Below are 25812 nucleotides of genomic sequence, written 5' to 3' on the forward strand. Positions count from 1 at the left end.
GGGTGTGCGTCGGCGAAGGCACTATCGCAAGTGTTCATACGGCTCTCGAGATTGCGGAAAGCGGTCAACTGCCGTTTCTAGGTTGAATGCTCTGCCCCCTTCACGCATTGAGAGCCCCGGAAACCCAGCTCGCTCATCAAACTCCGGCGGCGCTGGTGCGTTGATAAAATCACGCGCTCATGCCAAGCCGCCCAGGACTGCCGCGGGGCCGGTGGCAAATACTCTGGCGCTTGCAGACGATGAAGGGAGAGGCGATGCGAAACGGCGTGATCACCGAAGCGGACACCTGCCGAGAATTCGTCACACCGCGGCTGCTCGAGGCCGGCTGGGGCGTGGCGCCGCATGCCATTGGAGAGCAGCGCAGCTTCACCAACGGCCGCATCATCGTGGCGGGAGGCAAGGTCCGGCGTGGCAAGCAGAAACGCGCCGACTACCTTCTGTATTACCGCCGCGACTATCCCCTGGCGGTGGTCGAAGCCAAGGAAATCGGGCTGTCCGTGGAAACCGGGGTCCAACAGGCGCGGGAATACGCCGAGATTCTCGGCCTCAAGTTCGCCTACGCAACCAACGGCCACCGCATCATCGAAATCGACTACCTCACCGGCACCGAACGTGAGGTGGATCGCTACGCCACACCCGACGAGTTGTTCGCCCGCCTGACAGCCGCCACGCAACTGCCGCAGGCCTCGGCGAGCCACCTGCTGGAACCCTTCAACCTCGTTTCCGGCAAGGTGCCGCGCTACTACCAGCAGATCGCGATCCACCGCGTGATCGAGGCCATCCTGCGTGGCCAGAAGCGCATCCTGGCCACCCTGGCCACCGGCACCGGCAAGACCTGCGTGGCTTTCCAGATCTGCTGGAAGCTGTGGAGCAGCCGCTGGAATCGAACGGGCGAATACCGTCGCCCGAAGATCTTGTTTCTCGCCGACCGCAACATTCTGGTCGACGACCCGATGGCCAGGATGTTCGCGCCCTTCGGCGATGCAAGGCACAAGATCGCCGGAGGCGACACCAGCCAGGGCCGAGACATGTACTTCGGCATCTATCAGGCGCTCACCACCGCCAGCGGCGACGTCTTCCGCCAGTACCGCCCGGACTTCTTCGACCTGATCATCATCGATGAATGCCACCGCGGCTCCAGCCGTGACGAGAGTGCCTGGCGCGCGGTGCTGGACTACTTCGCGCCCGCCGCGCAGTTCGGCATGACGGCCACGCCACTGCGCGAGGAGTCCCGCGACAGCTACGAGTACTTCGGCAACCCGGTCTACACCTACAGCCTGCGCCAGGGCATCGAGGACGGCTTCCTCGCGCCCTACCGCGTGCATCGCGTCATCACCACCGTGGATGCCGCAGGTTGGCGCCCCAGCAAGGACGAACTGGACCGCTACGGTCGCAAGGTGCCCGACGAGGAATACCAGACCAAGGATTTCGAGCGCATCGTGGCCCTGCGTTCCCGCACCCGGGCCCTGGCCCGGCACCTGACCGATCTACTCAAGGGCACCGACCGCTTCGCCAAAACCCTGGTGTTCTGCGTCGATCAGGAACACGCCGCCGAGATGCGGCAAGAACTGATCAACCTCAACGGCGACCTCGTCCGGCAATACCCCGATTACGTCTGCCGCGTCACCGCCGACGAGGGCGCGATCGGCCTCACCCATCTGTCGCACTTTCAGGATGTCGACAAGCCCACGCCGGTCATCCTCACCACCTCCCAGCTGCTCACCACCGGCGTGGATGCCGAGATGGTCAAGAACGTGGTGCTGGCGCGGGTGGTCGGCTCGCGCTCGGAGTTCAAGCAGATCGTCGGTCGCGGTACGCGCTTGAAGGTGGATTACGGCAAGGAATACTTCAACATCATCGACTTCACCGGCACCGCCACGCATCACTTCGCCGACCCGGACTTCGACGGTGAGCCCGCGCGCATCGAGGAAGCGACGATCGACGAAACGGGCGAGCTGGTCGAGGCCACCACCAACGAGCCCCCCGCTGCAGCGGAGCCGGAAGCTGCGTACCTGGCCGAACCCGAACAAGACGAAACGCCGGACGGTGGTGGCGAAATCATCACCGACCCGCCAGCTGAGCCACGCAAGTTCTACATCGACGGCGGCGAGGTCGAGGTGATCGGCCATCTGGTCTACGACCTCGACACCGATGGCAAGAAGCTGCAGGTGGTCAAGTACACCGAATACTCCAGCCGCGCCGTGCGCAGCCTGTACCCCACCCGCGAGGCATTGCAATCGGCCTGGGCCGATCCTGACACCCGCAGCGAGGTGCTGCGCGCGCTGACCGAACGCGGCATCAGCTTCGAGGAGCTGGCCGCCAGCAGCGAACAACCCGACGCCGACCCCTTCGACCTGCTGTGCCATCTGGCCTGGAATGCCCCCCTGCTCACCCGCCGCCAACGCGCCGATGCGGCAAAACGCCGGGCCCACGACCTCTTCGCCCAGCGCAGCGACACCGCCCGCGAAATCCTCTCGCTGCTGCTCGACCGCTACGTCGAGCGCGGCATTCTGCAGTTCAATGTCTTGTCCGAGCTGATGAAGGTGCAACCCTTCGACCGCTACGGCAGCCCTTCCGAGATCGCCGCACGCCACTTCGGCGGAGTGCGCGGCATGAAGGACGCCGTATCCCGGCTGCAGACGGCGCTCTACCAATAACGAGACCCCCACCCCATGCCCAGATCTGCCACCCCCGGCGACAAAAAACCCCGCGCGCCGCGCAAAGCCAAGACGCCGCTCACCACCCGTGAAAACCTCTCGGCGCTGATCGGCACCGCCCGCAAGATCCTGCGCAAGGACAAGGGCCTCAACGGCGATGTGGACCGCCTGCCGCTGCTCACCTGGGTGATGTTTCTCAAGTTCCTCGACGATCTCGAGATCGTGCACGAGGAAGAAGCCGAACTCGACGGCAAGCGCTACCAGCCCATCATCGAAGCCCCCTACCGCTGGCGCGACTGGGCCGCGCGCGAAGACGGCATCACCGGCGACGAGCTGCTGGCCTTCATCGGCCAGGAGGCCACCGTGCGTGCCGATGGCAGCACCGGCAAGGGCCTGTTCGCCCATCTGCGCGGCCTCGCGGGCGAAGGCGAAAAAGGCAGCCAGCGCGAAGTGATCGCCAACGTGTTCAAGGGCGTGCAGAACCGCATGGTCAGCGGCTACCTGCTGCGCGACATCCTCAACAAGATCAACGGCATCCACTTCTCGGCCAGCGAGGAAATCCACACCCTCTCGCACCTGTACGAGTCGATGCTGCGCGAAATGCGCGACGCGGCGGGCGACGCCGGCGAGTTCTACACCCCGCGCCCGGTGGTGCGCTTCATGGTGCAGGTCACCGACCCGCGCCTCGGCGAAACCGTGCTCGACCCCGCCTGCGGCACCGGCGGCTTTCTGGTCGAAGCCTATGACCACCTCGCCCCGCAGGTGAACACGCCGGACCAGCGCCGCAGCCTGCAGCGCGACACGCTCTACGGCCAGGAAGCCAAGCCGCTGCCCTACATGCTGGCGCAGATGAACCTGCTGCTGCACGGCCTGGAAGCCCCGCAGATCGCCTACGGCAACACGCTGGCGCGGCGGGTCGGCGAGATCGGCCACAGCGAGCGCGTGGACGTGATCCTCACCAACCCGCCCTTCGGCGGCGAGGAGGAGGTCGGCATCAAGGCCAACTTCCCGCCCAACATGCAGACGGCGGAAACCGCCCTGCTCTTCCTGCAGTACATCATGCGCAAGCTGCGCGTGGCCGGCGCCCCGGTGCCGGGTGGCAAGCCTGCCGCCCGGGGGGGCCGTGCCGCCGTGGTCGTGCCCAACGGCACCCTGTTCGGCGACGGCGTCTGCGCCGTCATCAAGGAAGAGATGCTCAAGGAGTTCAGGCTGCACACCATCGTGCGCTTGCCGCAGGGCGTGTTCGCGCCCTACACCGACATCCCCGCCAACCTGCTGTTCTTCGAGCGCGGCGGCCCCACCGACACCATCTGGTACTACGAGCTGCCGCTGCCCGAGGGCCGCAAGAAATACAGCAAGACCGCGCCCCTGCAGTTCGACGAGTTCGCGCCGGCCCTGGCCTGGTGGAACGCCCGGGAGGAAGGCCCCCAGGCCTGGAAGGTGGACTTTGCCGCCAAGCGCGCCGCCGCCGTCGCCGCCGCCACGCCGCACTGGCAGCGGGCCGAGGCCGAACGCCAGGCCGCGCTCGCCGTGGGCCAGCCCATCCGCGAACGGGAGCAAGCCCTGCAGGCCGCCAGCGACAAGGCCGCGCTGCAAGAGCAGCTGCGCGCGTTGAAGGCCACCCAGCAGGCCCACGAGCAGGCCGCCAGATCGGCGCAGGCCGAGGGCGACGCGCAGTACTGGCCGATCTACAACCTCGACCTCAAGAACCCCCATGCCAAGGCCGGCCTGGAGCACGCCGACCCGCAAGACCTGATCGCCGCCATGCGCAGCCACGAAGCCGAGGTGATGCGCCTCCTGGGCGAGATCGAAGCCCTGGTGGCCGAGGTGCAGGCATGACCGAGCGCAGCACACCGGCCAGCCCGGACCCGGCCGGCTACGCCGCCGTCCACGGCGACATCGTCGCGCTGCTCGAGGCCGCCCGCCGCACTGCCGCGCGCAGCGTCAATGCGCTGATGACGTCCAGCTATTGGGAGATCGGGCGGCGCATCGTCGAGTTCGAGCAGAGTGGCAAGGAACGGGCCGACTACGGTGAAACCTTGCTTGCGCGTCTGGCAACAGATTTGAATGCCCGCTTCGGGCGCGGCTTCAGTCGGCAGAACTTGCAGCAGATGCGGCAGTTTTACCTGGCGTGGCCCACGGTCAAGATTTGCCAGACACTGTCTGGCAAATCTGCCGCACCGCAGATTTCGCAGACGCTGTCTGCCGAACCTCTGGTTCAGACATCCATCGATCTATCCCGCCTCGCCCAGGCCTTCCCGCTGCCCTGGTCGGCCTACGTGCGCCTGCTGTCGGTCAGGAACGAACACGCCCGCGCTTTCTATGAAACCGAAGCCCTGCGCTGCGGCTGGAGCGTGCGCCAGCTGGACCGGCAGATCAACAGCCAGTTCTACGAGCGCATCGCCCTGTCACGCAACAAGGCCACGATGCTCGAAAAGGCCGAGGCGGCCGAACCCGGCGACGCCATCACGCCCGAGCAGGCCCTCAAGGACCCTTTCGTGCTGGAGTTCCTGAACCTCAAGGACGAGTATTCCGAATCCGAGCTGGAAGAGGCGCTGATCCAGCACCTCGCCGACTTCCTGCTGGAGCTGGGCGACGACTTTGCCTTTCTCGGCCGCCAGCGCCGGCTACGGCTGGACGACAGCTGGTTTCGCATCGACCTCTTGTTCTTCCACCGCAGCCTGAAGTGCCTGCTGGTCATCGACCTCAAGGTCGGCAAGTTCAGCTACGCCGACGCCGGCCAGATGCACATGTACCTCAACTACGCCCGCCAGCACTGGATGAAGCCGGGCGAGAACCCGCCCATCGGGCTGATCCTGTGTTCAAGCCAAGGCAGCAACGAAGCCCATTACACGCTGGAGGGCTTGTCCAACAAGGTTTTGACGGCCGAATACCGCACGGCGCTGCCCGATGAAAAGCGGCTGGCCGAGGAGCTGGACAGGACGCGGCGGGAACTGGAGGCGCGACGGATCGCGCGCGGCGGGGATGCGGAGGGCGGGGTATGAAGGCGTGGCCTAAAGTTGCGTTGGGCGAATTGCTACGACGCTCCGACGAATCTGCAGTGATCGATCCGGCTGCTGAGTACCACGAAGTCACCATCAAACTATGGGGCAAAGGGGTTGTCAGTCGAGGCAAGGTTACTGGCAGCGATGTCGTATCGGTTCGACGTGTTGTGCGTGCCAACCATTTGATCCTGTCCAAGATCGACGCACGCAACGGCGCAATTGGTCTGGTACCGCCAGAACTAGATGGCGCGATTGTCAGCAACGATTTCCCCTCGTTCAAGTTTCGTGATCCGGACCAGTGCGATGCGGCGTTCATGGGTTGGCTGGTCCGCTCGACACCCTTTGTTGAGCTATGCAAAGCGGCCAGCGAGGGTACGACGAACCGGGTTCGCATCAAGGAGGAGCGTTTTCTCGACCAGCAGATTGCGCTGCCGCCACTGCCCGAACAGCAAGCCCTCGTCGCCCGCCTCGACGCGCTGGCCGAGAAAACCCGGCAGGTCGAAGCGCATCTGGCGGCCGTTGAGCGCGACGCCGAGCGACTGGTCAGGGCGTACATTTTTCAACCTCCAAATGAGCAGCCGACGAAGCGGCCGATGTCGGAACTGGTATCCCAACGACCGCCCGATGTGACGGTCGACGGAACCGTTCAATACCGTTTTGCGGGCGTCTATTCGTTCGGGCGCGGCGTCTTCCCGAGTGTCGTCAAGGCAGGCAGCGAGTTTGCCTACGAGCGGCTGTCGACCGTCCGGGCGGGTGATTTCACGTATCCCAAGCTGATGGCCTGGGAAGGTGCTTTGGGCGTCGTGCCGCCGGAATGTGACGGCATGGTGGTCTCTCCGGAATTTCCGGTGTTCTCGCTCAACACGGATGAAGTCCTGCCCGAGCTGCTGGATATCTACTTCCGCACGCCCGAGATCTGGCCTCAGCTGGCAGAGCGGAGCGGCGGCACCAACATCCGCCGTCGCCGCCTGCAGCCATCGGCATTCCTGAGCTACGAAATGCCGGTTCCGTCGATGGCAACGCAATTAAAGCTGCGCGAGGCGCATCGACTTACCCAAGCCCTCAAAGCCAGACACGCCGCGATCCGCGAGGCCAACGCCGCGCTGCTGCCGGCGGTGCTGGAACGGGTGTTTGCGAGAGCCGATTGAAGGCAGCTCGCCAGCCGCGGCCCCGCGCCGGGTGTCATGTATGCCCTGACGCGGGCCCTCTCCGAATCGGGACAGGGGCGGCCAGACCGCCTGACCGACCTGAACCGAATCATGTCGGCGGGCAGGGAGCCTGTCAGATCGACGACGCCCCGACTTGAACTTGTTCAAGTCGAAGCTCGGTGAGTTCAAGTCCAGCCTGAACCCATGCAAGTCTGAGCATCAAAAGTTCAAGTCTGACCTTTGAAAGTTCAAGTTTTTGCTTTGAAAGTTCAACTCCAACTTGAACGGGTTCAAGTTGGAGTTGCAGCAGTTCAAGTCCGACCTCGAAAAGTTCAAGTGCGGCTTGAACCGGTTCAAGTTTACCCATCGAGGGTTCAAGTCAGACTTGAACCCGCCGCCCCCGCCCCGCAACGATCAAGCCTGATCGCCGCCCTTGGCGCCCTTGCGCTTGCCCTGCCGGGCAAACCGCACCGACGCCTGGGCCTTCAGTTCGTCCAGCGCCGCACCCTTGCCGGCCAGCTTGGCATAACGGTAGCCCTCCAGCGCCGCGCTATAGATGTCGCTACCCAGCGCCATCTCGGTGTCGTCCGCCCGCCCGGCCAGCGCCGCGATCCGGGCGAACACCGGCCGCAGCTGGTCCAGCGCCTCGAGATCGACCGTAAAGTCGGCAAGCTCGAACGTGCCCGGCAGGATCTCCGGCGACTGCGCCAGCACGTCATAAGCCTTGCGCGCGAACATCTCCGACTTCGGCCCCATCTTGCGCAGCTCACTCCGATCATCCACCGACAGCGAAATCAGCTCCGTAAGGTTCTTCTCGAGCATGTCGAGCGCCTTGTTCACCTCGGCAAGTTGATCCGCAGACAGGGCCAGGGAAATCACGTTCTGAGACATTTGTCGCTCCTCCTGAATGGTGTTTAGGTATGATGTTCGCACGGCAGTGCGAGGTTTGGATTCTGGACGGAAGCGGGCGTGGATGTCAAATAGGTTTTCGGGGGCGGATGGACATGTGGCTGGGGGGCACCGACCGGCACATAAGAAGGGGCGGCAGGTTGTCGGCCGAAGGAGCCGTTGGAATCCCCCACAACGAACGGCAGCAGCGCGCTCCACTGCTGCCCTTTGATGATTACCGAACGGTGGTCTGCATGCCGAGACGTACGGACGGTGGTTATAACGTGACAGGCATTAATTATCCCAATAAGGTAAGGTGGACACTATTTCGGCATAGATAGCGGCTTTTGAAAGACACCCTACCTTTGCCATTGAATGTGGAATGAGGGATATACGATGTCTAAGGTCAGCGTAGAGCGCATAACAAAGATCGTGCGCCTTATCCGCAAACGGGGTTCCGTTTCGATGGCGTTCCTGATAGACGAACTCGAGGTCTCCGAGGCATCCGTCAAGCGCGACTTGGAATTCCTACGCGATCGGATGGGTTGTCCGCTCGAATGGGATCGCAGCAAGCGCGGTTATGTCATTCGAGATGAGGTGACCGAAGGCGGGAGATTCGAGCTTCCAGGGGTGTGGTTCGATTCGTCCGAAGTGTTCGCACTCCTGACCATGCTTCACCTAGTCGAAGGAGTCCAGCCGGGTCTGCTCGAAGACCACATAGCCCCACTCAAGTCCCGGTTGCGAGGCATGCTGGCGGAGGGCACAAAGTCGGTTCGTCCGCTTGAGCGCAAGCTTCGTCTTGTTCACTTCGCGCCGAGGAAAGTCGAGCCCAAGCACTTCCAAGTCATAGCTGGCGCGCTGCTTGAGGGAAGGCGCCTGGAGCTGACGTACTGGAACAGGGAGCGACGGGAACAGACGCAGCGAACCATCTCACCGCAAAAACTGGTTTACTACCGCGAGAACTGGATCCTCGATGCGTGGTGCCACTTGCGGCAGGGCCTTCGCTCCTTTGCGCTTGAGGCAATTGAGCGGGCGCGAGTCCTCGACCAGCATTCCGTAGAGATCAGCCAGCAAGAGCTAGACGAGCACTTTCGGGCCGGCTACGGCATCTTCGCTGGTCCTGCCAAGCACCGCGCCCGCCTGAAGTTCACCGCTGCGCGTGCCCAGTGGGTGAGTAAGGAAACCTGGCATCACGACCAGACAAGCTCTGTTGAGCCGGACGGCAGCTATATCTTGGAGATACCGTATTCAAATGACCATGAGCTTGTCATGGATCTCCTTCGGCACAGCCCAGAAGTCGAGGTTCTGGCTCCCGCCGAGTTGAGGCAAAAGCTTCATGCTGCGTTATGCGAGGCAGCATCAATAAATCGGCCCGTCAGTTCTCAGTAGGTCACTCTTTGAGCTAGTGATCTATCTAGAATGCGCTCCATGTCTACGGTTAGTTCAGCAAGGAGCACTCCATGAGGGTCAATCTCGCCCATCTTCGAGAACGCAGTCGCAGCGGCGGCTGGATTAACTTCGCAGTGTTCGATGCCAGATCTTCATCCGGGACTCGCGAAGACAACTCCCGCCTCTTAGCGCAGCTGACCGCCCGGGCCCGGCTTGCGAACCTACGTGTCGACCAGTCTGCGCTGGCCTACATGTCCGGCGGCCGAGTGCAGTTCTTTGGTAGCCCTGCGCTCGTGGACTACTTGTCCGATGCCGGCCTCCCGAGCTGGACCCACACGATCGACGCTTGAGTCCGAAAGGAGAGAACGGTCGTCACGAATACCTTTACGACCGGTCAGTGCCAGATCCAAAGTTTTCCATCTGGACGCGAACCTATTACTGTATTCGGAGGGCATCACTTTCCGACGCCCAAAGCGAGGGTCTGAATAAATACGGCGCGCGGTATCTCGACGAAGTATGGGCTACTGCATATAGTTATTTCATTCTTCATCGAATATCGCTATTAGATTCTTCCCTTTTGCCCCGCCAACACACAATGCGCTTTACGCCCAATGAAAAGGTAGTCGTTTAATGAATGTCGGAAAGATGATTGAACGGTTTGAAGGCGATGCAGGCCGCGCAGCTCTTGAGGACGCGTTATCGCAGCAAAGGCTAGTCTTGGGAAACGACGCCTTGGCCAGCCGGTTGGCGGATGCAGGCTCCCTGTTGGACATGGCGGCGGGCCAAGTGCTTATCACACAGGGGGCACAAGATACCGATGTCTACTTCATCATCACCGGCCGTTTTCAAGTCCAGGTTCATGGCCGTGAGGTTGCCAGTCGCGGCCCCACGGAGCATGTCGGCGAGATGTCGGCACTGGTTGCCACTGCTGCACGCTCCGCTACGGTCCTCGCCACCGAGCCGTCCGTTGTTCTGATGGTATCCGCTTCGGACTTCAAAAATGCAGCGAACGACTTCCCGCGAGTCTGGCAGCAGATCACCCGCCAACTCGTCGAGCGACTGCATCAACGCAACAACTTGGTCCGTCCAGCCCATCAGTCGGCGCGGGTCTTCATCATCTGCTCGGTTGAAGCCCTGTCCATCGCTCGCGCTATCGAAAACCACTTCGAGCACGACAAATTCTTCGTGAAGATTTGGACTGAAGGGGTCTTTCGCGCTTCACGATACCCCATTGAAAGTCTGGAGGAGCAACTCGATGAGAGCGATTTCGCCATTGCGATCGCACAGCCGGACGATCAGATTACCGCCCGCGGGGAGACACAAGGCACTCCACGCGACAATGTCATCTTTGAGCTTGGCCTTTTTGTTGGCCGACTGGGTAGGATGCGATCTTTCCTCCTTGAGCCCAGGGGGGACGAAGTTCGCCTTCCATCGGATCTGACGGGCCTTACGACCATCGGCTACCGCTTGGCCGCCGGCAAGGACATAGCCGCCAGCCTCGGCCCTGCTTGCAACCAACTGCGGGACATCTTCAATGAACTCGGGCCGAGGTAGAACGGTGCGCCCGCATTCGTCTAAGGCACGCGCTTGAACGATCGAAAGTCGCTTGCCGCATCTAGAGGGAGAATTCAGTGAGCAAAAACTGGAACCATGACCGCGCCGCCGAGCACATCGACAAGAAGATTGCTGATGTGAAGGACGTCACCATCAAGGACTACACCCGAGACATGTCACTGGAATCAATTCCGACGAACGTGGCCTACCGGGTTGATGGCGTTCACTTGTATGCAGACATACTCAATCTCGACGACATGCTCAACATCACGAACGTTGAGGGCGTTGACTGCCACAAGCGGACGTTGCGTTTCCTAGATCAGCACTACCGTGCCGTCAAGCGCATCCTCGACAAGGTCGACGCCCGGCGCGTTGACTTCCACAGCCAGCGGCTGCACTCCTTGTTCACCAAGCCTTACAACAGCGAAACCAGTGCTGAAACCAAGCGAATCCAGCGCGCAGTCGCCACAGCCCAACTCATCATCGACGTGCTTGCCGAAACGGGTGACGATGATGGGCAAATCCCGGCGGCCAAAGTGCGTATAGGTATCGACAGCGGCCGCGCCCTTGCCGTCAACAACGGCCGCAATGGCTATCGTGAACCGCTATTCCTCGGCGACCCCGCAAACCATGCGGCCAAGCTCGCCAGTAAGCACAACGTGAAAGGCATCTATCTCACGAACGCAGCTCGCAAGGCGATTGGTCTCGCAGAGAAAGAGTCACCCGAAAAATCCGCCCTGAGCGCCGACGAGATCCATGCATGTCAGGAAGCGGCCAAACTCGACGTGACTGCTGACGAAGTTATCAAGGACTGGCGTGACGACTTGGAGAAGAATCCCATCGGAGGCTACCAGTTTACCCGGCAGACTCCGCCCCTACGTGACATGGACATCTCCGCGCTGACGCCCGCGAACTCCAAGCGCCAGGAAATGATTAGCCTGTACGCCGACATCGACGGCTTCACCGCCTACGTGGCTGCGCATATCGATGACAATGCTGAGGATGTCGTACGTACGTTGCACGTCTTGCGCGCTGAACTGGAGCGCGTGGTTACCTCAGATTTTCAGGGCCGCCGGGTCCGCTTCATTGGTGACTGCGTGCACGGCTTGTACTGCGATGGCACAGCTCAGACCACGGACGAAGAGAAATCCATTTCGGAATCTACCCGCTTGGCAGGGGCGCTGCGCAGCAGCTTTAACCTTGGCATGGAGCGTTTGCGCTCCAAAGGCTACAAAACGGGCGACCTCGGCTTGGCCATCGGATTTGATTTGGGCATCATCGCTGTCACCCGGCTTGGCAAGAAAGGCGACCGCATTCGCTGCGCGATCGGACGCAAAGTGCTCGAATCAGAGAATCGCCAATGCGCCTGCTCGGGCACGGAGACCGCGATTGGGCAGGCTGCTTATGACGCCGGATCCGATGCCATTAAAAAGCTGTTCGGCAAGAATCGTCGGGTCGCTAACATGGACTACGTGGAGGCAACCGAAGCGCTGGCTGACAAGGGCGACGAGTCCGCCAAGCAAGCACGGGCAGAAGCTTACGCCGGAGCGCCCGCAATCATCCGCGCCGACATCCGCGACGTTCGCCCCCATGCGAACATCGCTGTTAACTGAGTCAAGCCCCTCTTGACCACTGCTGTCGATCTAATTGCCCTGGCTGCTCCCGATTTCGGGGGAGCCCTCACGAGATCGCCTGACACATCGGCCATCCTTGATTTGCCGGTCAAGTTGGTGGATGGCAGGATCATCCCCTACAAACTTCTGCTTAAACAAAAGGGTGACCGCGTAACGGCCCAGGAAGAGACGCCACAGCATCTGCCGCCTTTCTGCCCGGAGCGGCACATCAATCCGGATGGCACCTTCTGCCTGTACTTTACGGGGACAACATGCCTAAACGTCATAGACGAAGAGTCCGCGCGAGCGTGGCTAGAGACAGTATATAGGTACCTAAAGCTGCAAGAACGCGTCCGTCTCAAACGGAGGTGGCCGAACAACGATACATGGGCCCATGGGGATGCTGCATACCACCAGCGCCAGGCGCAGGCTGCGGCTACCGCCATCAATGACAGAATGCTTAGCGCGCTTACTGACGGCAGATTGCAGCTCAAATTCAAACGTTCAAAGGGCCGGCCCATTCTGGATCTGTGGATTGACAGCACCCATATCTACAGCGTCTGGGAGCTCGACAAGAGGGTCATCAATCAAAAGCAGCGCTGCTTCTGCGGAATGTCCGGTTTGAAGGTGGCAAAGCGTGTCCGTCGCTGCGCTGACCATGCCAAGCGAGCAAGCGAATTGGTTCTTGCCCTTCGTGATTGGGAGGATGCAGAAGAGCTTTACTGGAGGGCAATGCAGGGAAAGAGCTGTTGCGGAACCTGCGACTCCTGCCCTCTAAGGCGTTGAGGTCGATGTCGGCGGCTCGACGTTGCGTTTGAGCTTGCAGGAGGCAAGGAATGTCCGCCGTTCAGACCTTACGAACGCTGGCTGACAGCTGTCGGTTACATTGCGGCCCCATCAAAGCTCACTGGCCGGCAGAAAAGGCCGACAACCAGTCCCTCACCAGACGAATCCCTTCACCTCTTTCCACTACCCTTCACAGCCCTTTCCACATCCTCCAGCATCCGCAAATCCTCTGCGTCAGCCTCCTGCGCATCAGCCTGCCGGCGCTGGGTGTCGAAGAGGTCGTAGCGCTGGTGGGCGATGGCCTTGGCTTGTTCGGCCGAGCGGCTGCCGGAGCCTTGCAGCACAGGGTGGTCGTTGAATTCGAGCAGGCGGTCGACGTTCTTGCGCCAGTAATCGAGCGTGAGCTGCTGCTGCTGCTTGACGCGAAGTTCGGCCTGTTCGAGGAAGATCACGACGAGGCGGTTGAGGGTGTCGATCTCGTCGGCAGAGAGGTAGTTCTTGGCGACGATGACATCCTGCTTGCGCACCCGGTTTCCGCTCCAGGTGACGAGGCCCATGTTGGGGGCGTCGGCCCGGGCGCGGTCGATGATGATTTCGGCGGCGGTCTTCTGGGTGACGGCGTAGAGCAGCTTGTTCTGCACTTCGGCAAAGAACTGGTCGGCCCCCCGGTCGCCGGCCCGATAGTCGGCGCTGAGGGAGAACAGGTCGCGGACCTTCTGGTAGAAACGCTTCTCGGAGGCCCGGATCTCGCGGATGCGGGCCAGCAGCTCGTCGAAGTAGTCCCAGCCGCCCGGGTTCTTGAGGCGTTCGTCGTCCATGACGAAGCCTTTGACGAGGTATTCGGAGAGGTAGGTGGTGGCCCACTGGCGGAACTGGGTGCCACGCACGCCTTTGACGCGGTAGCCGACGGCCAGGATCATTTCGAGGCGGTAGAGCTTGGTGCGGTAGCGCTTGCCATCGGCGGCAGTTATTAAAGATTCCTTAATAACTGAATCTGCCTGCAGTTCGCCCTCTTTGAGGATGTTGCGGATGTGGATGTTGGCGTTAGGTACCGTGGTTGCGAACAGCTCCGCGATCTCCGCCTGGCTGAGCCAGGCGCTGCCGTCTTCGGCACGTAGCTTGACCTGGGCCTTGCCATCGTCGGTCTGGTAGAGGATCAGCTCGCTCATGCGGTGTTCTCCTTGAGAGGTGGTACTGGCGCCCGGAAGGTAGAAGCTGACGTCACCACTACCTGTGGAAGCGGTGCTTGTTGGTCGGTGCGTTGTGGGTGTGGCTTCAGGCGCATGCGGCCGGTAGGACCAAGGTAGATCCCCTATTCGCCTCTGCGGGCGACTGAAGTCGCCCCTACAGGGGGTGTCGATGGGGGGAGGTGTTTCCACCGACAACGATGACGGCGCCCAAATAGAAAGAGGCTGCGGGAGCCTCTTTCTGGGGTGTTGCGATGGTTCAGCGCGGGGGGTGTGCGCTCAGAAGCGGGCCTGCGGCCTCACACATCCAGATTCCTCGCATACAGCGCGTTTTCTTCAATAAACGCCCGGCGGGGTTCGACGTTGTCGCCCATCAGGGTGGTGAAGATTTCGTCGGCGGCGATGGCGTCGTCGATCTGCACGCGCAGCAGGCGGCGGACGGCCGGGTCCATGGTGGTTTCCCACAGCTGCTCGGGGTTCATTTCGCCGAGGCCTTTGTAGCGCTGCTTGCTGAGGCCGCGTTCGACTTCATTGAGCATCCAGGTGATGGCGTCGGCGAAGCGGGTGACGGCTTGCTGCTTTTCACCGCGGCGCATGACGGCGCCGGGGCCGATGAGGCCGGAGATGGATTCGGTGGCCTGGCGGATGGTGCGGTAGTCGCCGGAGGCGAGGAAGTCGGCGTCGATGCGGGTGCGCTTGCGGTTGCCGTGGTGCATGCGGGCGATGTCGAGCGTCCAGCTTTCGCTGGCTTCGTCGTGGCCGGCGGTGATGGTGAGGCTGTCGCCGATGGCGGCCTGCAGGCGGGCGGCGGAGTCGCGGGCGGCGGCTTCGTCGGCGAGCGACAGGGGCAGGTCGTTGGCGAGCAGGGCGTGCAGCACGTCGGCGTCGATCCAGTCGGCGAGGCGGCGGATCACGCCTTCGGCGAGCAGGTAGGTGCGGGCGAGGCCGCCGAGGGCGTCGGTGTGGATGGGGTCGGCGCCTTCACGGGGGGTGAGGGAGGCGCCTTCGAGGCCGAGCTTGAGCAGGTGGGCGGAGAGCTCGGTGTCGTCCTTGATGTAGATCTCGTTCTTGCCGTGCTTGATCTTGTAGAGCGGCGGCTGGGCGATGTAGATGTGGCCGCGCTCGACGAGTTCGCGCATCTGGCGATAGAAGAAGGTGAGCAGCAGGGTGCGGATGTGGGCGCCGTCGACGTCCGCGTCGGTCATCAGGATGATGCGGTGATAGCGCAGCTTTTCGGGCTTGAAGTCGTCGGCGCCGATGCTGGTGCCCAACGCGGTGATGAGGGTGGTGATCTGCTCGGAGCTGATGAGCTTGTCGAAGCGGGCGCGCTCGACGTTGAGCACCTTGCCGCGCAGCGGCAGGATGGCCTGGAACTTACGGTCGCGGCCCTGCTTGGCGGAGCCGCCGGCGGAGTCGCCCTCGACGATGTAGATCTCGCACAGGGCGGGGTCTTTCTCCTGGCAGTCGGCGAGCTTGCCGGGCAGGCCGACGCCGTCGAGCACGCCCTTGCGGCGGGTCATTTCGCGGGCGCGGCGGGCGGCCTCGCGGGCGCGGGAGGCTTCGACGATCTTGCCGCAAATCGTTTTGGCGTCGATGGGGCGCTCGAGCAGGAAGTCGGCGAGCTTTTGGGCGACGACTTCTTCGACGGCCGGGCGGGCTTCGCCGGAGACCAGCTTCATCTTGGTCTGGGAGGCGAACTTGGGGTCGGGCATCTTGACCGACAGCACGCAGGCGAGGCCTTCGCGCATGTCGTCACCGGAGATGTCCACCTTGGCCTTCTTGGCGATCTCGTTTTCTTCGATGTACTTGTTGATGACGCGGGTCATCGCGGTGCGCAGGCCGGTGAGGTGGGTGCCGCCGTCGGCCTGGGGGATGTTGTTGGTGTAGCACAGCACCTGTTCGGCGTAGCTGTCGTTCCACTGCATGGCGACTTCGACGGTGATGGGTACGCCGGCCTGGATGGATTCGCCGCTGGAGTGGAAGACGGTGGGGTGCAGCACCGATTTGGCGCGGTTGATGTATTCGACGAAGCCCTTCACGCCGCCGGCGAAGGCGAAGTCTTCTTCCTTGCCGGTGCGCTGGTCCACGAGGCGGATCTTGACGCCGTTGTTGAGGAAGGACAGCTCGCGCAGGCGCTTGGCGAGGATTTCGTAGTGGTATTCGACGGTGCCGAAGATTTCTTCGTCGGCGAGGTAGTGCACCCGGGTGCCGCGCTTGGTGGTGTCGCCGATGACCTTGAGCGGGCTGGTTTCGACGCCGTCGACGAGCTCGATGTTGCGGTCGACGGCGTGGCCGCGGTTGAACTCCATGAAGTGCTTGTGGCCGTCGCGGGCGACGGTGAGGCGCAGCCACTTGGAGAGGGCGTTGACGCACGACACGCCGACGCCGTGCAGGCCGCCGGAGACTTTGTAGGAGTTCTGGTTGAACTTGCCGCCGGCGTGGAGCACGCACATGACGATCTCGGCGGCGGAGCGCTTGGGCTCGTGCTTGTCGTCCATCTTGACGCCGACCGGGATGCCGCGGCCGTTGTCGGTGACGGAGATGGAGTTGTCGGCGTGGATGGTGATGACGATGTCGTCGCAGTGGCCGGCGAGGGCCTCGTCGATGGCGTTATCGACAACTTCGAACACCATGTGGTGCAGACCGGTGCCATCGGAGGTGTCGCCGATGTACATGCCGGGACGCTTGCGCACGGCCTCCAGCCCTTCGAGCTGCTGGATGCTGGATTCGTCGTAGTTGTCGGCGGCGGGGGTTTGCGGGGTATCGGACATGGTGTTCTCGGTTTAGCGAATGTTTACCGGCCAGGTGCTTGGCCTCACGGCTTTGTCTTCTGCTCTATGACGACAAAGCGTCAGGCGCGTGAAGAAACCGTAGCGAGCGCGCCGAGGTCGCAGCGAGGAGCGGAGCTGTACTGGAGTACAGCGAGCACCGGAGCTGCGAGATCGGCGGGCGCAGTAGGTTTATTCATGCGCCCTTAGATTCTCATCGGCATGACTACGTACTTGAAGTCGGGGTCGTCGGCCAGGCCGAAGAGGGCGCTGGCGTTGCCGTCGTTGAAGCGGATCTCGATCTCGTTGGCGGACAGGTTGTTGAGCACGTCGAGGAGATAGGTGACGTTGAAGCCGATGTCGAGGGCGTCGCCGCTGTAGTCGACTTCGAGCTCTTCCTGGGCTTCTTCCTGCTCGGCGTTGGTGGACACCAGCTTGAGGCTGCCCTCGGAGAGCATCAGGCGCACGCCGCGGAATTTTTCGTTGGTGAGGATGGCGGCGCGCTGGAGCGACTGCAGCAGCGCCAGGCGGCTGGCCTTGACGAGCTTGGGGTGGCCCTGGGGGATGACCCGCTCGTAGTCGGGGAACTTGCCGTCGATGAGCTTGGAGATGAGCTCGATGTGGCCGAAGCGGAAGACGATCTGGTTGCCGACGATGGTGACCTCGAGGGCGTCGTCGGAGTCGGCGAGCTGGCGGGCCAGCTCGACCACCGTCTTGCGCGGCAGGATCACGTCGGTGCGGGCATAGTCGCCCACCAGCGGGGAGGCGGCGTAGGCGAGGCGGTGGCCGTCGGTGGCAACCATGCGCAGCATGTCGCCGGCCACGACCAGCAACAGGCCGTTGAGGTAGTAGCGGATGTCTTGCTGGGCCATCGCGTACTGCACCTGGGCGAGCTGCTTCTTGAAGGCCTTCTGGGTGGTGGTGAAGTGCACACCTTCGCCTTCGGGCGGCGCGAGGCGCGGGTAGTCGGCGGCGGGCAGGGTCTGCAGCTGGAAGCGGCTCTTGCCGGCCTTGAGGGTGATGCGCTTGTCGTCGAGGGTGAGGCTGACGTCGGCGGTGTCGGGCAGGGCGCGCAGGATGTCCTGCAGCTTGCGGGCGCCAACGGTGATCGCCACGTCGTCGGCCCCGAGGGCGGCGGTGGTGCGGTTGCGGATCTGGATCTCGATGTCGGTGGCGAGCAGGGTGAGGGCGTCGCCCTTCTTCTCGATCAGGACGTTGGAGAGGATCGGCAGGGTATGGCGTTTCTCGACGATGCCGGATACCGATTGCAGCGGGGCGAGGAGGGCATCGCGGGGCGCGGTGAAGAGCAGCATGAGATCAGGTCTCCGTATCGTTTCTGGTGGGTGCGGCAGGCTTGAAATCGGTGGGCGTCATCCGCGCAGCACCTGGGTGAGCACGTGCAGGTCGTGGTTGAGCTGGGTGTCGCCGAGGCGGAGCTCGGCGATGGTGCGGCAGGCGTGGAGCACGGTGGTGTGGTCGCGGCCGCCAAAAGCCTCGCCGATGGCCGGCAGGCTCATGGGGGTGAGATCCTTGGCGAGAAACATGGCCACCTGGCGCGGCCGGGCGATGACCCGGGTGCGCTTCTTGGAGTGCATGTCGGCAACCTTGATCTTGTAGTAGTCGGCCACGGTTTTTTGGATGAACTCGACGGTGAGCTGCCGGTTGTGGGCGTTGAGGAGATCCTTGAGGGCCTCCTTGGCCACTTCCAGCGTGACTTCCTTGCCGTGGAAGCGGGCGAAGGCGAGCACCTTTTTGAGGGCGCCTTCGAGCTCGCGCACGTTGGAGCGCAGGTTCTTGGCAATCAGGAAGGCCACGTCGTCATCCAGCGCAATGCGCTCGACTTCGGCCTTCTTTTTAAGGATGGCGACGCGCATCTCGAGCTCGGGCGGCTCGATCTGCACGGTGAGACCCCAGTCGAAGCGGGAGATCAGACGGTCTTCGAGGCCCTGGACGTCCTTCGGGTAGGTGTCGCTGGTGATGATGATCTGCTTCTTGGCCTCGGTGAGGGCGTTGAAGGCGTGGAAGAACTCTTCCTGGGTCCGGTTCTTGTTGTTGAAGAACTGAATGTCATCGATGATCAGCACGTCGAGCGAGCGGTAGTAGCGCTTGAAGACGTCGAAGGACTTTTGCTGGTAGGCGCGCACGACGTCGGCGTAGTAGTCCTCGGCGTGCACGTAGCGGATCACCTTGCGCGGGTCGTGCTTGAAGACGTAGTTGCCGAGGGCGTGGATGAGGTGGGTCTTGCCCAAGCCGACGCCGCCATAGATGAACAGCGGGTTGTAGGAGACGCCCGGGTTCTGGGCCACCTGCAGGGCGGCGGCGCGGGCCAGGTCGTTGGCGCGGCCGGTGACCAGGGTGTCGAAGGTGAAGTCGGGGTTGAGGCGCGACTTGTCGTAGTTGGCCGTCTCGGCCGACACGGGCGCTTCGGGCATGGCCGGGCGCGGCATCGGCGGCGCGGGCTGAGGAGCGGCGGCCGTGGATTGGGTGGCGGTCGACACCGGAGCCGCCGACGGCGGCGCGCTCGGACGGCGGACGCCACCAGCCGGCGCCAGGCCGACTTCTATCGCCAAGGGTGCGCCGAAGTATTCCTCGCCCAGCTCTTCGATGCGCCGCAGGTAACGGTCGCGCAGCCACTGGCGGTGAAAGTTGGAGGGCGCGACCAGGCGCAGCCCGGCCCCATCGCCACCGCTCGGCTCTTCGGCGCGCAGCGGGACGATCCAGGTTTTATATTGCTGGGAGGGCAGCTCCTGTTCAAGGCAGCTCAGGCAATGCGTCCAGAACGCAGCGCATTGGGGCATGGAGGAGGCTTCGGGCACGATGGTCGGGTGGGCGTGTTTCTATGGCGGAATGTGCGCTGCCTGGGGCTTTGCGGCCGGGCTTGCGCCGGGCGGCGGAGCTGGCTGGAAGCGCACACGAGCCAGTCTGGCCAAACGGGCATTGTACCTTTCCGGACCAGACTTATCCACAGCTTCGGAGCGCCGAAAACCGGTGCCCGGGTGGCACAAACGGCCCGGATCGGCAGCCCGGGCCTTGCGGCCGATCAAAAGAATCTTGACAAACAGAGGGTTAAAAGATCAAATTGCGTGTTTGACTTAACTTTTTTCGGGCTTAGAAAATGAAGCGTACTTACCAACCGTCCGTCGTCCGTCGCAAGCGCACCCACGGCTTCCTGGTTCGCATGGCCACCCGTGGCGGCCGCAAGGTCATCGCCGCTCGCCGCGCCAAGGGCCGTCATCGTCTCGCCGTCTAAGGGCTCCGAGGGCGCCAAGGGCGCCTGCGAGGCCCCAGCCTCCACTGCCGACGCCCCCGAGTGCCCGGCAGCGGATGTTGTAGATACGGCAGGATTCGGCTTCGGCTCGTCCCTGCGACTGCACAAAACGGATGAGTATTCATCCGTTTTTGCTTTCCGGCGCGTGCTGCGCGGGCGCTGGTTCAACCTGCACTACTGCCCGAACAGCCTCGGTCATGCCCGTATCGGCCTCGTCGTGGCCAAGAAGCTCGCCAAGCGCGCGGTACAGCGCAACCTGGTGAAGCGGATCGGCCGCGACCTGTTCCGCCATGCGCAGGCCGATCTGCCCGCCCACGATCTGGTGTTACGATTGTCGGCCAAGCTCGACAACGTGACCCGGCGCATGATGCGTGAAGACATGAACAGTCTCCTCGGACGCCTGCCGAAGAAATGAAAAGCCTCGTGCTGGCCCTGTTGCGCGTCTATCGCTACGCCATCAGCCCGATGCTGGGGCGCAACTGCCGTTTCGTGCCGAGCTGCTCCGAATACGCCGTCGAGGCCGTCGAACGCCATGGCGCCCTGAAGGGCGGCTGGCTGGCGGCCCGGCGCGTGTGCCGCTGCCATCCGTTCAGCGGTGGCGGTTACGACCCGGTCCCCTGAGCCTTCCCACCTCGCCCCACCTACTTCCAGACACTGACTCCGATGGATAACCGTCGCCTGATCCTCCTCCTCGTCTTCTCGTTCTCGCTGGTCATGCTGTGGGACGGATGGCAGAAGCACAACCAGCCCAAGGCCCCCGCCACCGCGGCAGCCGCCGGTGGCACAGCCGGCGTGCCGACCCCGACGGCGGCCGGCGCCCCCGGTGCCGTCGCCGTGCCGGGCCAGCCCGCCGCGCCGGCGCCGGTCGCCGCCCCCAAGGCAATCATCCGCACCGACGTGCTGGTGGCCGAAGTCTCGGCCCAGGGCGGCGACATCGTCCGTCTCGAGCTCACCAAGCACCACTCCAGCGAGGACAGCACGCGCAACTACGTGCTCTTCGACAACGGCGAGAAGCACAACTACGCGGCCCAGACCGGCCTGATCGGCAACGGCCTGCCCAACCACAAGACACTGTTCACGCTGGGCGCCACCGAAGCCGCGCTGAAGGATGGCGAAAACGCCGTCACCCTGCGCCTCGACGCGCCGCCCACCGCCGACGGCATCAAGGTGGCCAAGCTGATCACCTTCAACCGCGGCAGCTACCAGGCCGAGGTGAGTTACGAGATCACCAACGGCAGCGGCGCCCCGATCGCCCCCCACGCCTACTTCCAGTTCACCCGTGACGGCCAGCCGGCCGAGCAGCCGGGCGGCTTCGGCGTGCAGACCTTCACCGGCCCGGCTTTCTACACCGAAACCGAGAAGTACCAGAAGGTCGCCTTCGAGGACATCGCCGCCAAGAAGGCCAAGTTCGTCACCAAGGCCGCCGATGGCTGGGCCGCGATGGTGCAGCACTACTTCGTGGCCGGCTGGGCTCCCACGGGCGGCGAGCGTGAGTTCTTCGCCAACCAGGTCAGCTCCGATCTCTACTCGGCCGGCGTGATCCTGCCGGTGGCCTCCATCGCCCCGGGCCAGGTCGGCAAGCTCGCCGTGCCGCTTTACGCCGGCCCGCAGGAGCAGTCCCGCCTCGAGACCTTCGCCAAGGGCTTCGACCTGGTGGTCGACTACGGCTGGCTGACCATCATCGCCGCGCCGCTGTTCTGGGTGCTCGAGTGGTTCCACAAGCTCACCGGCAACTGGGGCTGGGCGATCATCCTCGTCACCATCGCCCTGAAGGCGCTGTTCTTCCCGCTGTCCGCCGCCAGCTACAAGTCGATGGCCAAGATGAAAACGCTTGGCCCCCGCCTGCAGCGCATGAAGGAGCAGTACGGCGACGACAAGATGAAGATGCAGCAGGCCATGATGGACCTCTACAAGCGCGAGAAGGTCAATCCGCTCGGCGGCTGCCTGCCCATCCTGATCCAGATCCCGGTGTTCATCGCCCTCTACTGGGTGCTGCTGGGCGTCGTCGAGATGCGCGGCGCACCGTGGCTGGGCTGGATCCAGGATCTGTCGGTGAAGGACCCGTACTACATCCTGCCGCTGATCATGGGCGCCACCAGCTTCATCCAGACCAAGCTCAACCCGGCTCCGCCCGATCCGATCCAGGCCAAGGTCATGATGATGATGCCTATCCTGTTCACCTTCATGTTCCTGTGGTTCCCGGCCGGTCTGGTGCTGTACTGGGTCGTCAACAACACCCTGTCCATCGCCCAGCAATGGCAGATCAACCGCATGATCGAAGCCGGTGGCAAACCCGCCGAGTGACCTGATCGCCGCCATTGCCACCGCGCCCGGGCGTGGTGGCATTGGCGTGGTCCGGCTCTCCGGGCCGAACCTCGCCCCGCTGGCGGCCCGCATCTGTGGCCGTGAGCCCCAGGCCCGGCTGGCCCATTTCGCACGCTTCCACGATGCGTCCGGCGGCCTGATCGACGAAGGCCTGCTCCTCTACTTCCCGGCGCCCCACTCCTTCACCGGCGAAGACGTCATCGAGCTCCAGGGCCACGGCGGCCCGGTGGTCATGCAGATGCTGCTGGCCCGCTGCCTCGAGCTCGGCGCCCGCCTGGCCGAGCCGGGCGAATTCACCCGCCGCGCCTTCCTCAACGGCAAGCTCGACCTGGCCCAGGCCGAGAGTGTCGCCGACCTCATCGAAGCCTCCACCGCCGCCGCGGCCCGCTCGGCGGTGCGATCCCTCACCGGCAACTTCTCCACCGAAGTCCGCGGCCTGTGCGACCGCCTCATTGACCTGCGCATGCTGGTCGAGGCCACCCTCGATTTCCCCGACGAGGACGTCGACTTCCTCGTCGAAGCCAGGGCCTTCGAGCGCATCGAGGCCATCGCCGCCGAGCTCACCGCGATCCTCGACCGCGCCCGCCAGGGCAGCCTGCTGCGCAATGGCCTCCACGTGGTGCTGGTCGGCCAGCCCAACGTCGGCAAGTCCAGCCTGCTCAACCGCCTCGCCGGCATCGATCGCGCCATCGTCACCGACATCGCCGGCACCACCCGCGACGCACTGCGCGAAACCATCCAGATCGAAGGCATCCCGCTCCACATCACCGACACCGCCGGCCTGCGCGAGACCACCGACGAGGTCGAGAAGATCGGCATCGCCCGCACCTGGCAGGAGATCGAACGCGCCGACGTGATCGTGCGCCTGGTGGATGTGCGCGACGGTCTCACCGCCGCCGACGCGGCCATCGACGCGCGCCTGCCCGCCGGTGTCGAGCGCATCACCGTCTTCAACAAGGTCGACCTGCAGGCCCGCCAGCCCGAACGCATCGAGGCAGATGGCGCGGTGGGAATCTACCTGTCGGCCAAGGCCGGCCAGGGCATCGAGCTGCTACGCGCCGAGCTTTTGCGCGTGGCCGGCTGGCACCGCCACGGCGAGGACGTGATCCTCGCCCGCGAACGTCACCTCATCGCCCTGCGCGAAGCCCACGCCCGCGTCCACGCCGCCCTCGACGCCCGCCACGCCCTCGAGCTGATGGCGGAAGAGCTCCGCCTCGCCCAGGAAGCCGTCAACGAGATCACCGGCGAGTTCACCCCCGACGATCTGCTGGGGGTGATCTTTTCGCGGTTCTGCATCGGAAAGTAACGAAGCCCTCCGGCACTCCATCTAAGCAAAAAGCCCGCTAGGCGGGCTTTTTTGCTTGGATGCCATCGGCTTTGTCCGTGAAAGCGGAACTCCACCAGGACCGACGTCACAAAGCGCTGTCGCCCTTCACCCCGGCAGGCGGCTCCTTCTTCAGCTCCCGGTGGGTTGCATCGGCGGCATCCTGCATCACCTTCATCACGGCCTGGTGGGCGGCCTTCGAGATCTCGTCGCCCGGACTACCGCTCAGGAAGTAGGTGGGCCCTTCGACGTTGCCCGACGGAAAGCTGCGCGTGAAGATGGGTTTCCCGCTGTTGGCCGCCAACACGAGCTCCAGGTCGACCACGGCCGTCGGGGTGATTGCAAAGCCGGCATTCCGGAGGGCGTTGTATTCATAGCTGAACTGGGTGACCCGGGGGCGGACAACGGCCACATGCCCCATCTGCCCGCTGGCCGACTCGACAACCTTCACCCCGTCGGAAAAGACATTCCCGAACGCGAGGGTCGCCGCCTCCCGCGTGATCTCGCCGATCTGCAGGGTCAGGTTTGTCGCAGCGCCCGTTAGGCTGGTCGGCTTGCCGATGAATTTTTCGTCCTGCACGGCCTTCGGCATTTCTATCAGGGCCCGCCCCCTGATCGGCCCATCATAGACGCGGGACTCGTACTTGAAATGGTTCGGATTGACCCCGCCCTGGAAGGCACAGCCCCCCAGCCCCAGGGCACCGACCGCCAACACCGCCACACACAGATTTCTCACAATACCCCTCCCCTGACCGTGAAAACGGCGTCAGCCTGGACGCCATTGCGAAAATAGCGCATCCGGAAAACCTGCTGCGGGTCCTGGCTTGCCAGAAACTGCTTGAGCGAATCCGAATCGGTGATCGCCTGCCCGTTGAAATCCAGCAGGACGTCCCCCACCCGCAGGCCCGCCAGCTCGGCGGCGCCTCCCGCGTCGACCCAGGTCACCCGCACGCCCTGGCGGCCGGGCAGGCCCGGCACACTCCCACCAATGTCGGTGACGTCCTGCACCCGGCACCCCAGACGTAACGGCCCTCCCACCAGAGGCTTGCAGTCGAGCGGGACACTGACTTCGCTCGGATAATCGTAGGCCGCGCCATTGACCACATCGACACCGGCACCAATGACTCCACCGAGAAGGATGTTGCCGTAGGCCATACCCTTGGTGGATGAAGGGAAGGCCTTCGTGACCGGCAGCGATGCGGCTTTGCTGCAACTGACGACCAGATCGGCAAAGGAGCGATTGATCACCACCGAAGCAGGCGTCGTTGCGACATGCCAGCGGCCCTTGTCGTTGTGCAGCTGGCAGGCGGCCCCCGGGCAATCGGGCGTCAGGACCAAGATGGACTGGTTCCGGCCGTCGACGAGGGACGCACAGCCTCCGGCCAGCATCGCCGCGGCAAGCGCGGGCAAGACACGACGCAACATACGCCCCTCCTTCTCACTCTCCCGGTCCAGGTTGGCGTCAGGAGCCCAAGGAAGAGCATAAACATCCGGACGCCGCCGTGATTTGATCCAGCACAACCGGCGAATCCGTCGACCGCCTCCAGGCAAGGCAGCTGCGCCCCCACCTTTCCCCGCCAGGCACCACAAAGATCCCGAACCGTCCCGATCATTGGCCTCGCCGGGATTTAAAAATCCCCCGTTGGAATCAATAAATCCGATTCAGGCTCCAACTTGCGCATGAACGGGATTTAAAAATCCGGCGGAGCATATTTTTAGGGCCTCTACGGTATTTTCTCGGGCCGATCCCGCATTTTTTAATCCCGAAGCCGGATTAAAAGATTCGGCTTCGCTGCAGGGATGAGCGGATTCCGGATTTTTTAGGAGCGCCGAGGGATTAAAAGATCCCGGATTCGGAATTTTCCGGAGCTGCCGGGGAAAACCGCGTCGCCGGGCTTGC

The 25812-nt window shown here is 63.3% G+C and carries 22 protein-coding genes; 14 read left to right on the forward strand and 8 right to left on the reverse strand.

Annotated elements, in window-relative coordinates:
* The first annotated feature begins 254 nt into the window (after positions 1-254).
* Genes hsdR through ZRA01_RS09075 form a run of 4 tightly spaced genes read left to right on the forward strand, consistent with a single transcriptional unit; the run spans position 255 to position 6810 of the window.
* The gene (hsdR, locus tag ZRA01_RS09060) at positions 255-2657 is read left to right on the forward strand and encodes an EcoAI/FtnUII family type I restriction enzme subunit R (protein ID WP_174851604.1); all 2403 of its coding nucleotides are present in this window, start codon (positions 255-257) and stop codon (positions 2655-2657) included.
* A 15-nt stretch (positions 2658-2672) separates the two neighbouring features.
* The gene (locus ZRA01_RS09065; protein ID WP_141351440.1) at positions 2673-4496 is read left to right on the forward strand and encodes a class I SAM-dependent DNA methyltransferase; all 1824 of its coding nucleotides are present in this window, start codon (positions 2673-2675) and stop codon (positions 4494-4496) included.
* Positions 4493-5662: a PDDEXK nuclease domain-containing protein gene (locus ZRA01_RS09070; RefSeq protein ID WP_141351442.1), complete on the forward strand. Its 1170-nt coding sequence runs from the start codon at positions 4493-4495 to the stop codon at positions 5660-5662. Before ZRA01_RS09065 ends, ZRA01_RS09070 begins: the two co-directional genes overlap by 4 nt.
* The gene (locus tag ZRA01_RS09075; protein ID WP_141351444.1) at positions 5659-6810 is read left to right on the forward strand and encodes a restriction endonuclease subunit S; all 1152 of its coding nucleotides are present in this window, start codon (positions 5659-5661) and stop codon (positions 6808-6810) included. Before ZRA01_RS09070 ends, ZRA01_RS09075 begins: the two co-directional genes overlap by 4 nt.
* A gap of 133 nt (positions 6811-6943) precedes the next feature.
* Here the strand turns inward: ZRA01_RS09075 and ZRA01_RS09080 are convergent, their stop codons facing one another.
* Positions 6944-7177, reverse strand: a complete 234-nt coding sequence (locus ZRA01_RS09080) for a hypothetical protein (RefSeq protein ID WP_141351446.1) — start codon at positions 7175-7177, stop codon at positions 6944-6946.
* A 47-nt stretch (positions 7178-7224) separates the two neighbouring features.
* The gene (locus ZRA01_RS09085) at positions 7225-7701 is read right to left on the reverse strand and encodes a hypothetical protein (RefSeq protein WP_141351448.1); all 477 of its coding nucleotides are present in this window, start codon (positions 7699-7701) and stop codon (positions 7225-7227) included.
* Positions 7702-8094: 393 nt separating this feature from the next.
* Between ZRA01_RS09085 and ZRA01_RS09090 the strand changes: the two genes are divergently transcribed.
* The 5 genes from ZRA01_RS09090 (at position 8095) to ZRA01_RS09110 (ending at position 13040) form a co-directional block, all read left to right on the forward strand.
* Positions 8095-9087 (forward strand): helix-turn-helix transcriptional regulator, encoded by a 993-nt coding sequence (locus tag ZRA01_RS09090; protein ID WP_218028690.1) that lies wholly within the window; start codon positions 8095-8097, stop codon positions 9085-9087.
* A gap of 71 nt (positions 9088-9158) precedes the next feature.
* Positions 9159-9437 (forward strand): hypothetical protein, encoded by a 279-nt coding sequence (locus tag ZRA01_RS09095; protein WP_141351452.1) that lies wholly within the window; start codon positions 9159-9161, stop codon positions 9435-9437.
* A 280-nt stretch (positions 9438-9717) separates the two neighbouring features.
* Entirely contained in the window at positions 9718-10641 is a 924-nt protein-coding gene (locus ZRA01_RS09100; protein ID WP_141351454.1) for a TIR domain-containing protein, read from the forward strand.
* Between the two features lie 77 nt (positions 10642-10718).
* Positions 10719-12254, forward strand: a complete 1536-nt coding sequence (locus tag ZRA01_RS09105) for a nucleotidyl cyclase domain-containing protein (protein WP_141351456.1) — start codon at positions 10719-10721, stop codon at positions 12252-12254.
* A 12-nt stretch (positions 12255-12266) separates the two neighbouring features.
* Complete coding sequence (locus tag ZRA01_RS09110) at positions 12267-13040, forward strand: E2 domain-associated cysteine-rich protein (RefSeq protein ID WP_141351458.1); 774 nt, start codon at positions 12267-12269, stop codon at positions 13038-13040.
* A 170-nt stretch (positions 13041-13210) separates the two neighbouring features.
* On the opposite strand, the gene ZRA01_RS09115 is transcribed toward ZRA01_RS09110, so the two are convergent.
* The 4 genes from ZRA01_RS09115 to dnaA form a co-directional block, all read right to left on the reverse strand.
* The gene (locus tag ZRA01_RS09115; protein WP_141351460.1) at positions 13211-14209 is read right to left on the reverse strand and encodes a virulence RhuM family protein; all 999 of its coding nucleotides are present in this window, start codon (positions 14207-14209) and stop codon (positions 13211-13213) included.
* 317 nt (positions 14210-14526) lie between these two features.
* Positions 14527-16998, reverse strand: coding sequence for a DNA topoisomerase (ATP-hydrolyzing) subunit B (gene gyrB / locus ZRA01_RS09120; RefSeq protein WP_141351462.1), 2472 nt, complete (start codon positions 16996-16998; stop codon positions 14527-14529).
* Positions 16999-17201: 203 nt separating this feature from the next.
* A complete protein-coding gene (gene dnaN / locus ZRA01_RS09125; RefSeq protein ID WP_141351464.1) occupies positions 17202-18308 on the reverse strand; it encodes a DNA polymerase III subunit beta in 1107 nt (368 codons plus the stop codon).
* Between the two features lie 57 nt (positions 18309-18365).
* On the reverse strand, positions 18366-19793 hold the full coding sequence (gene dnaA / locus ZRA01_RS09130) for a chromosomal replication initiator protein DnaA (protein ID WP_141351466.1): 1428 nt from the start codon (positions 19791-19793) through the stop codon (positions 18366-18368).
* A gap of 317 nt (positions 19794-20110) precedes the next feature.
* On the opposite strand from dnaA, the gene rpmH reads away from it, so the two are divergent.
* The 5 genes from rpmH to mnmE are packed head-to-tail and all read left to right on the forward strand — an operon-like array spanning position 20111 to position 23894.
* Positions 20111-20245 (forward strand): 50S ribosomal protein L34, encoded by a 135-nt coding sequence (gene rpmH, locus ZRA01_RS09135; protein ID WP_079434516.1) that lies wholly within the window; start codon positions 20111-20113, stop codon positions 20243-20245.
* Positions 20184-20678, forward strand: a complete 495-nt coding sequence (gene rnpA / locus ZRA01_RS21245) for a ribonuclease P protein component (RefSeq protein WP_281279865.1) — start codon at positions 20184-20186, stop codon at positions 20676-20678. Before rpmH ends, rnpA begins: the two co-directional genes overlap by 62 nt.
* The gene (yidD, locus tag ZRA01_RS09145) at positions 20675-20884 is read left to right on the forward strand and encodes a membrane protein insertion efficiency factor YidD (protein WP_141351468.1); all 210 of its coding nucleotides are present in this window, start codon (positions 20675-20677) and stop codon (positions 20882-20884) included. The genes rnpA and yidD overlap by 4 nt, the downstream gene beginning before the upstream one ends.
* A gap of 42 nt (positions 20885-20926) precedes the next feature.
* Positions 20927-22567, forward strand: coding sequence for a membrane protein insertase YidC (yidC, locus tag ZRA01_RS09150; RefSeq protein WP_141351470.1), 1641 nt, complete (start codon positions 20927-20929; stop codon positions 22565-22567).
* Positions 22548-23894, forward strand: a complete 1347-nt coding sequence (gene mnmE / locus ZRA01_RS09155; protein WP_141351472.1) for a tRNA uridine-5-carboxymethylaminomethyl(34) synthesis GTPase MnmE — start codon at positions 22548-22550, stop codon at positions 23892-23894. Before yidC ends, mnmE begins: the two co-directional genes overlap by 20 nt.
* A gap of 106 nt (positions 23895-24000) precedes the next feature.
* Here the strand turns inward: mnmE and ZRA01_RS09160 are convergent, their stop codons facing one another.
* Positions 24001-24648, reverse strand: coding sequence for a hypothetical protein (locus ZRA01_RS09160; RefSeq protein ID WP_141351474.1), 648 nt, complete (start codon positions 24646-24648; stop codon positions 24001-24003).
* Complete coding sequence (locus ZRA01_RS09165; protein WP_141351476.1) at positions 24645-25337, reverse strand: PDZ domain-containing protein; 693 nt, start codon at positions 25335-25337, stop codon at positions 24645-24647. The genes ZRA01_RS09160 and ZRA01_RS09165 overlap by 4 nt, the downstream gene beginning before the upstream one ends.
* Between the last annotated feature and the right edge of the window lie 475 nt (positions 25338-25812).

It is taken from the genome of Zoogloea ramigera (genome assembly GCF_006539865.1).
GTDB classification, from domain to species: domain Bacteria; phylum Pseudomonadota; class Gammaproteobacteria; order Burkholderiales; family Rhodocyclaceae; genus Zoogloea; species Zoogloea ramigera.

Bases quoted from the DNA above. Each gene is read 5' to 3' on its own strand.
- ZRA01_RS09075 (WP_141351444.1), top strand. From the start codon at position 5,659: ATGAAGGCGTGGCCTAAAGTTGCGTTGGGCGAATTGCTACGACGCTCC.
- yidC (WP_141351470.1), top strand. From the start codon at position 20,927: ATGGATAACCGTCGCCTGATCCTCCTCCTCGTCTTCTCGTTCTCGCTG.
- ZRA01_RS09095 (WP_141351452.1), top strand. From the start codon at position 9,159: ATGAGGGTCAATCTCGCCCATCTTCGAGAACGCAGTCGCAGCGGCGGC.
- ZRA01_RS09085 (WP_141351448.1), bottom strand. From the start codon at position 7,701: ATGTCTCAGAACGTGATTTCCCTGGCCCTGTCTGCGGATCAACTTGCC.
- yidD (WP_141351468.1), top strand. From the start codon at position 20,675: ATGAAAAGCCTCGTGCTGGCCCTGTTGCGCGTCTATCGCTACGCCATC.
- ZRA01_RS09070 (WP_141351442.1), top strand. From the start codon at position 4,493: ATGACCGAGCGCAGCACACCGGCCAGCCCGGACCCGGCCGGCTACGCC.
- rpmH (WP_079434516.1), top strand. From the start codon at position 20,111: ATGAAGCGTACTTACCAACCGTCCGTCGTCCGTCGCAAGCGCACCCAC.
- ZRA01_RS09090 (WP_218028690.1), top strand. From the start codon at position 8,095: ATGTCTAAGGTCAGCGTAGAGCGCATAACAAAGATCGTGCGCCTTATC.
- ZRA01_RS09100 (WP_141351454.1), top strand. From the start codon at position 9,718: ATGAATGTCGGAAAGATGATTGAACGGTTTGAAGGCGATGCAGGCCGC.
- ZRA01_RS09115 (WP_141351460.1), bottom strand. From the start codon at position 14,209: ATGAGCGAGCTGATCCTCTACCAGACCGACGATGGCAAGGCCCAGGTC.
- gyrB (WP_141351462.1), bottom strand. From the start codon at position 16,998: ATGTCCGATACCCCGCAAACCCCCGCCGCCGACAACTACGACGAATCC.
- ZRA01_RS09065 (WP_141351440.1), top strand. From the start codon at position 2,673: ATGCCCAGATCTGCCACCCCCGGCGACAAAAAACCCCGCGCGCCGCGC.
- dnaN (WP_141351464.1), bottom strand. From the start codon at position 18,308: ATGCTGCTCTTCACCGCGCCCCGCGATGCCCTCCTCGCCCCGCTGCAA.
- ZRA01_RS09080 (WP_141351446.1), bottom strand. From the start codon at position 7,177: ATGGGTAAACTTGAACCGGTTCAAGCCGCACTTGAACTTTTCGAGGTC.
- dnaA (WP_141351466.1), bottom strand. From the start codon at position 19,793: ATGCCCCAATGCGCTGCGTTCTGGACGCATTGCCTGAGCTGCCTTGAA.
- hsdR (WP_174851604.1), top strand. From the start codon at position 255: ATGCGAAACGGCGTGATCACCGAAGCGGACACCTGCCGAGAATTCGTC.
- ZRA01_RS09165 (WP_141351476.1), bottom strand. From the start codon at position 25,337: ATGTTGCGTCGTGTCTTGCCCGCGCTTGCCGCGGCGATGCTGGCCGGA.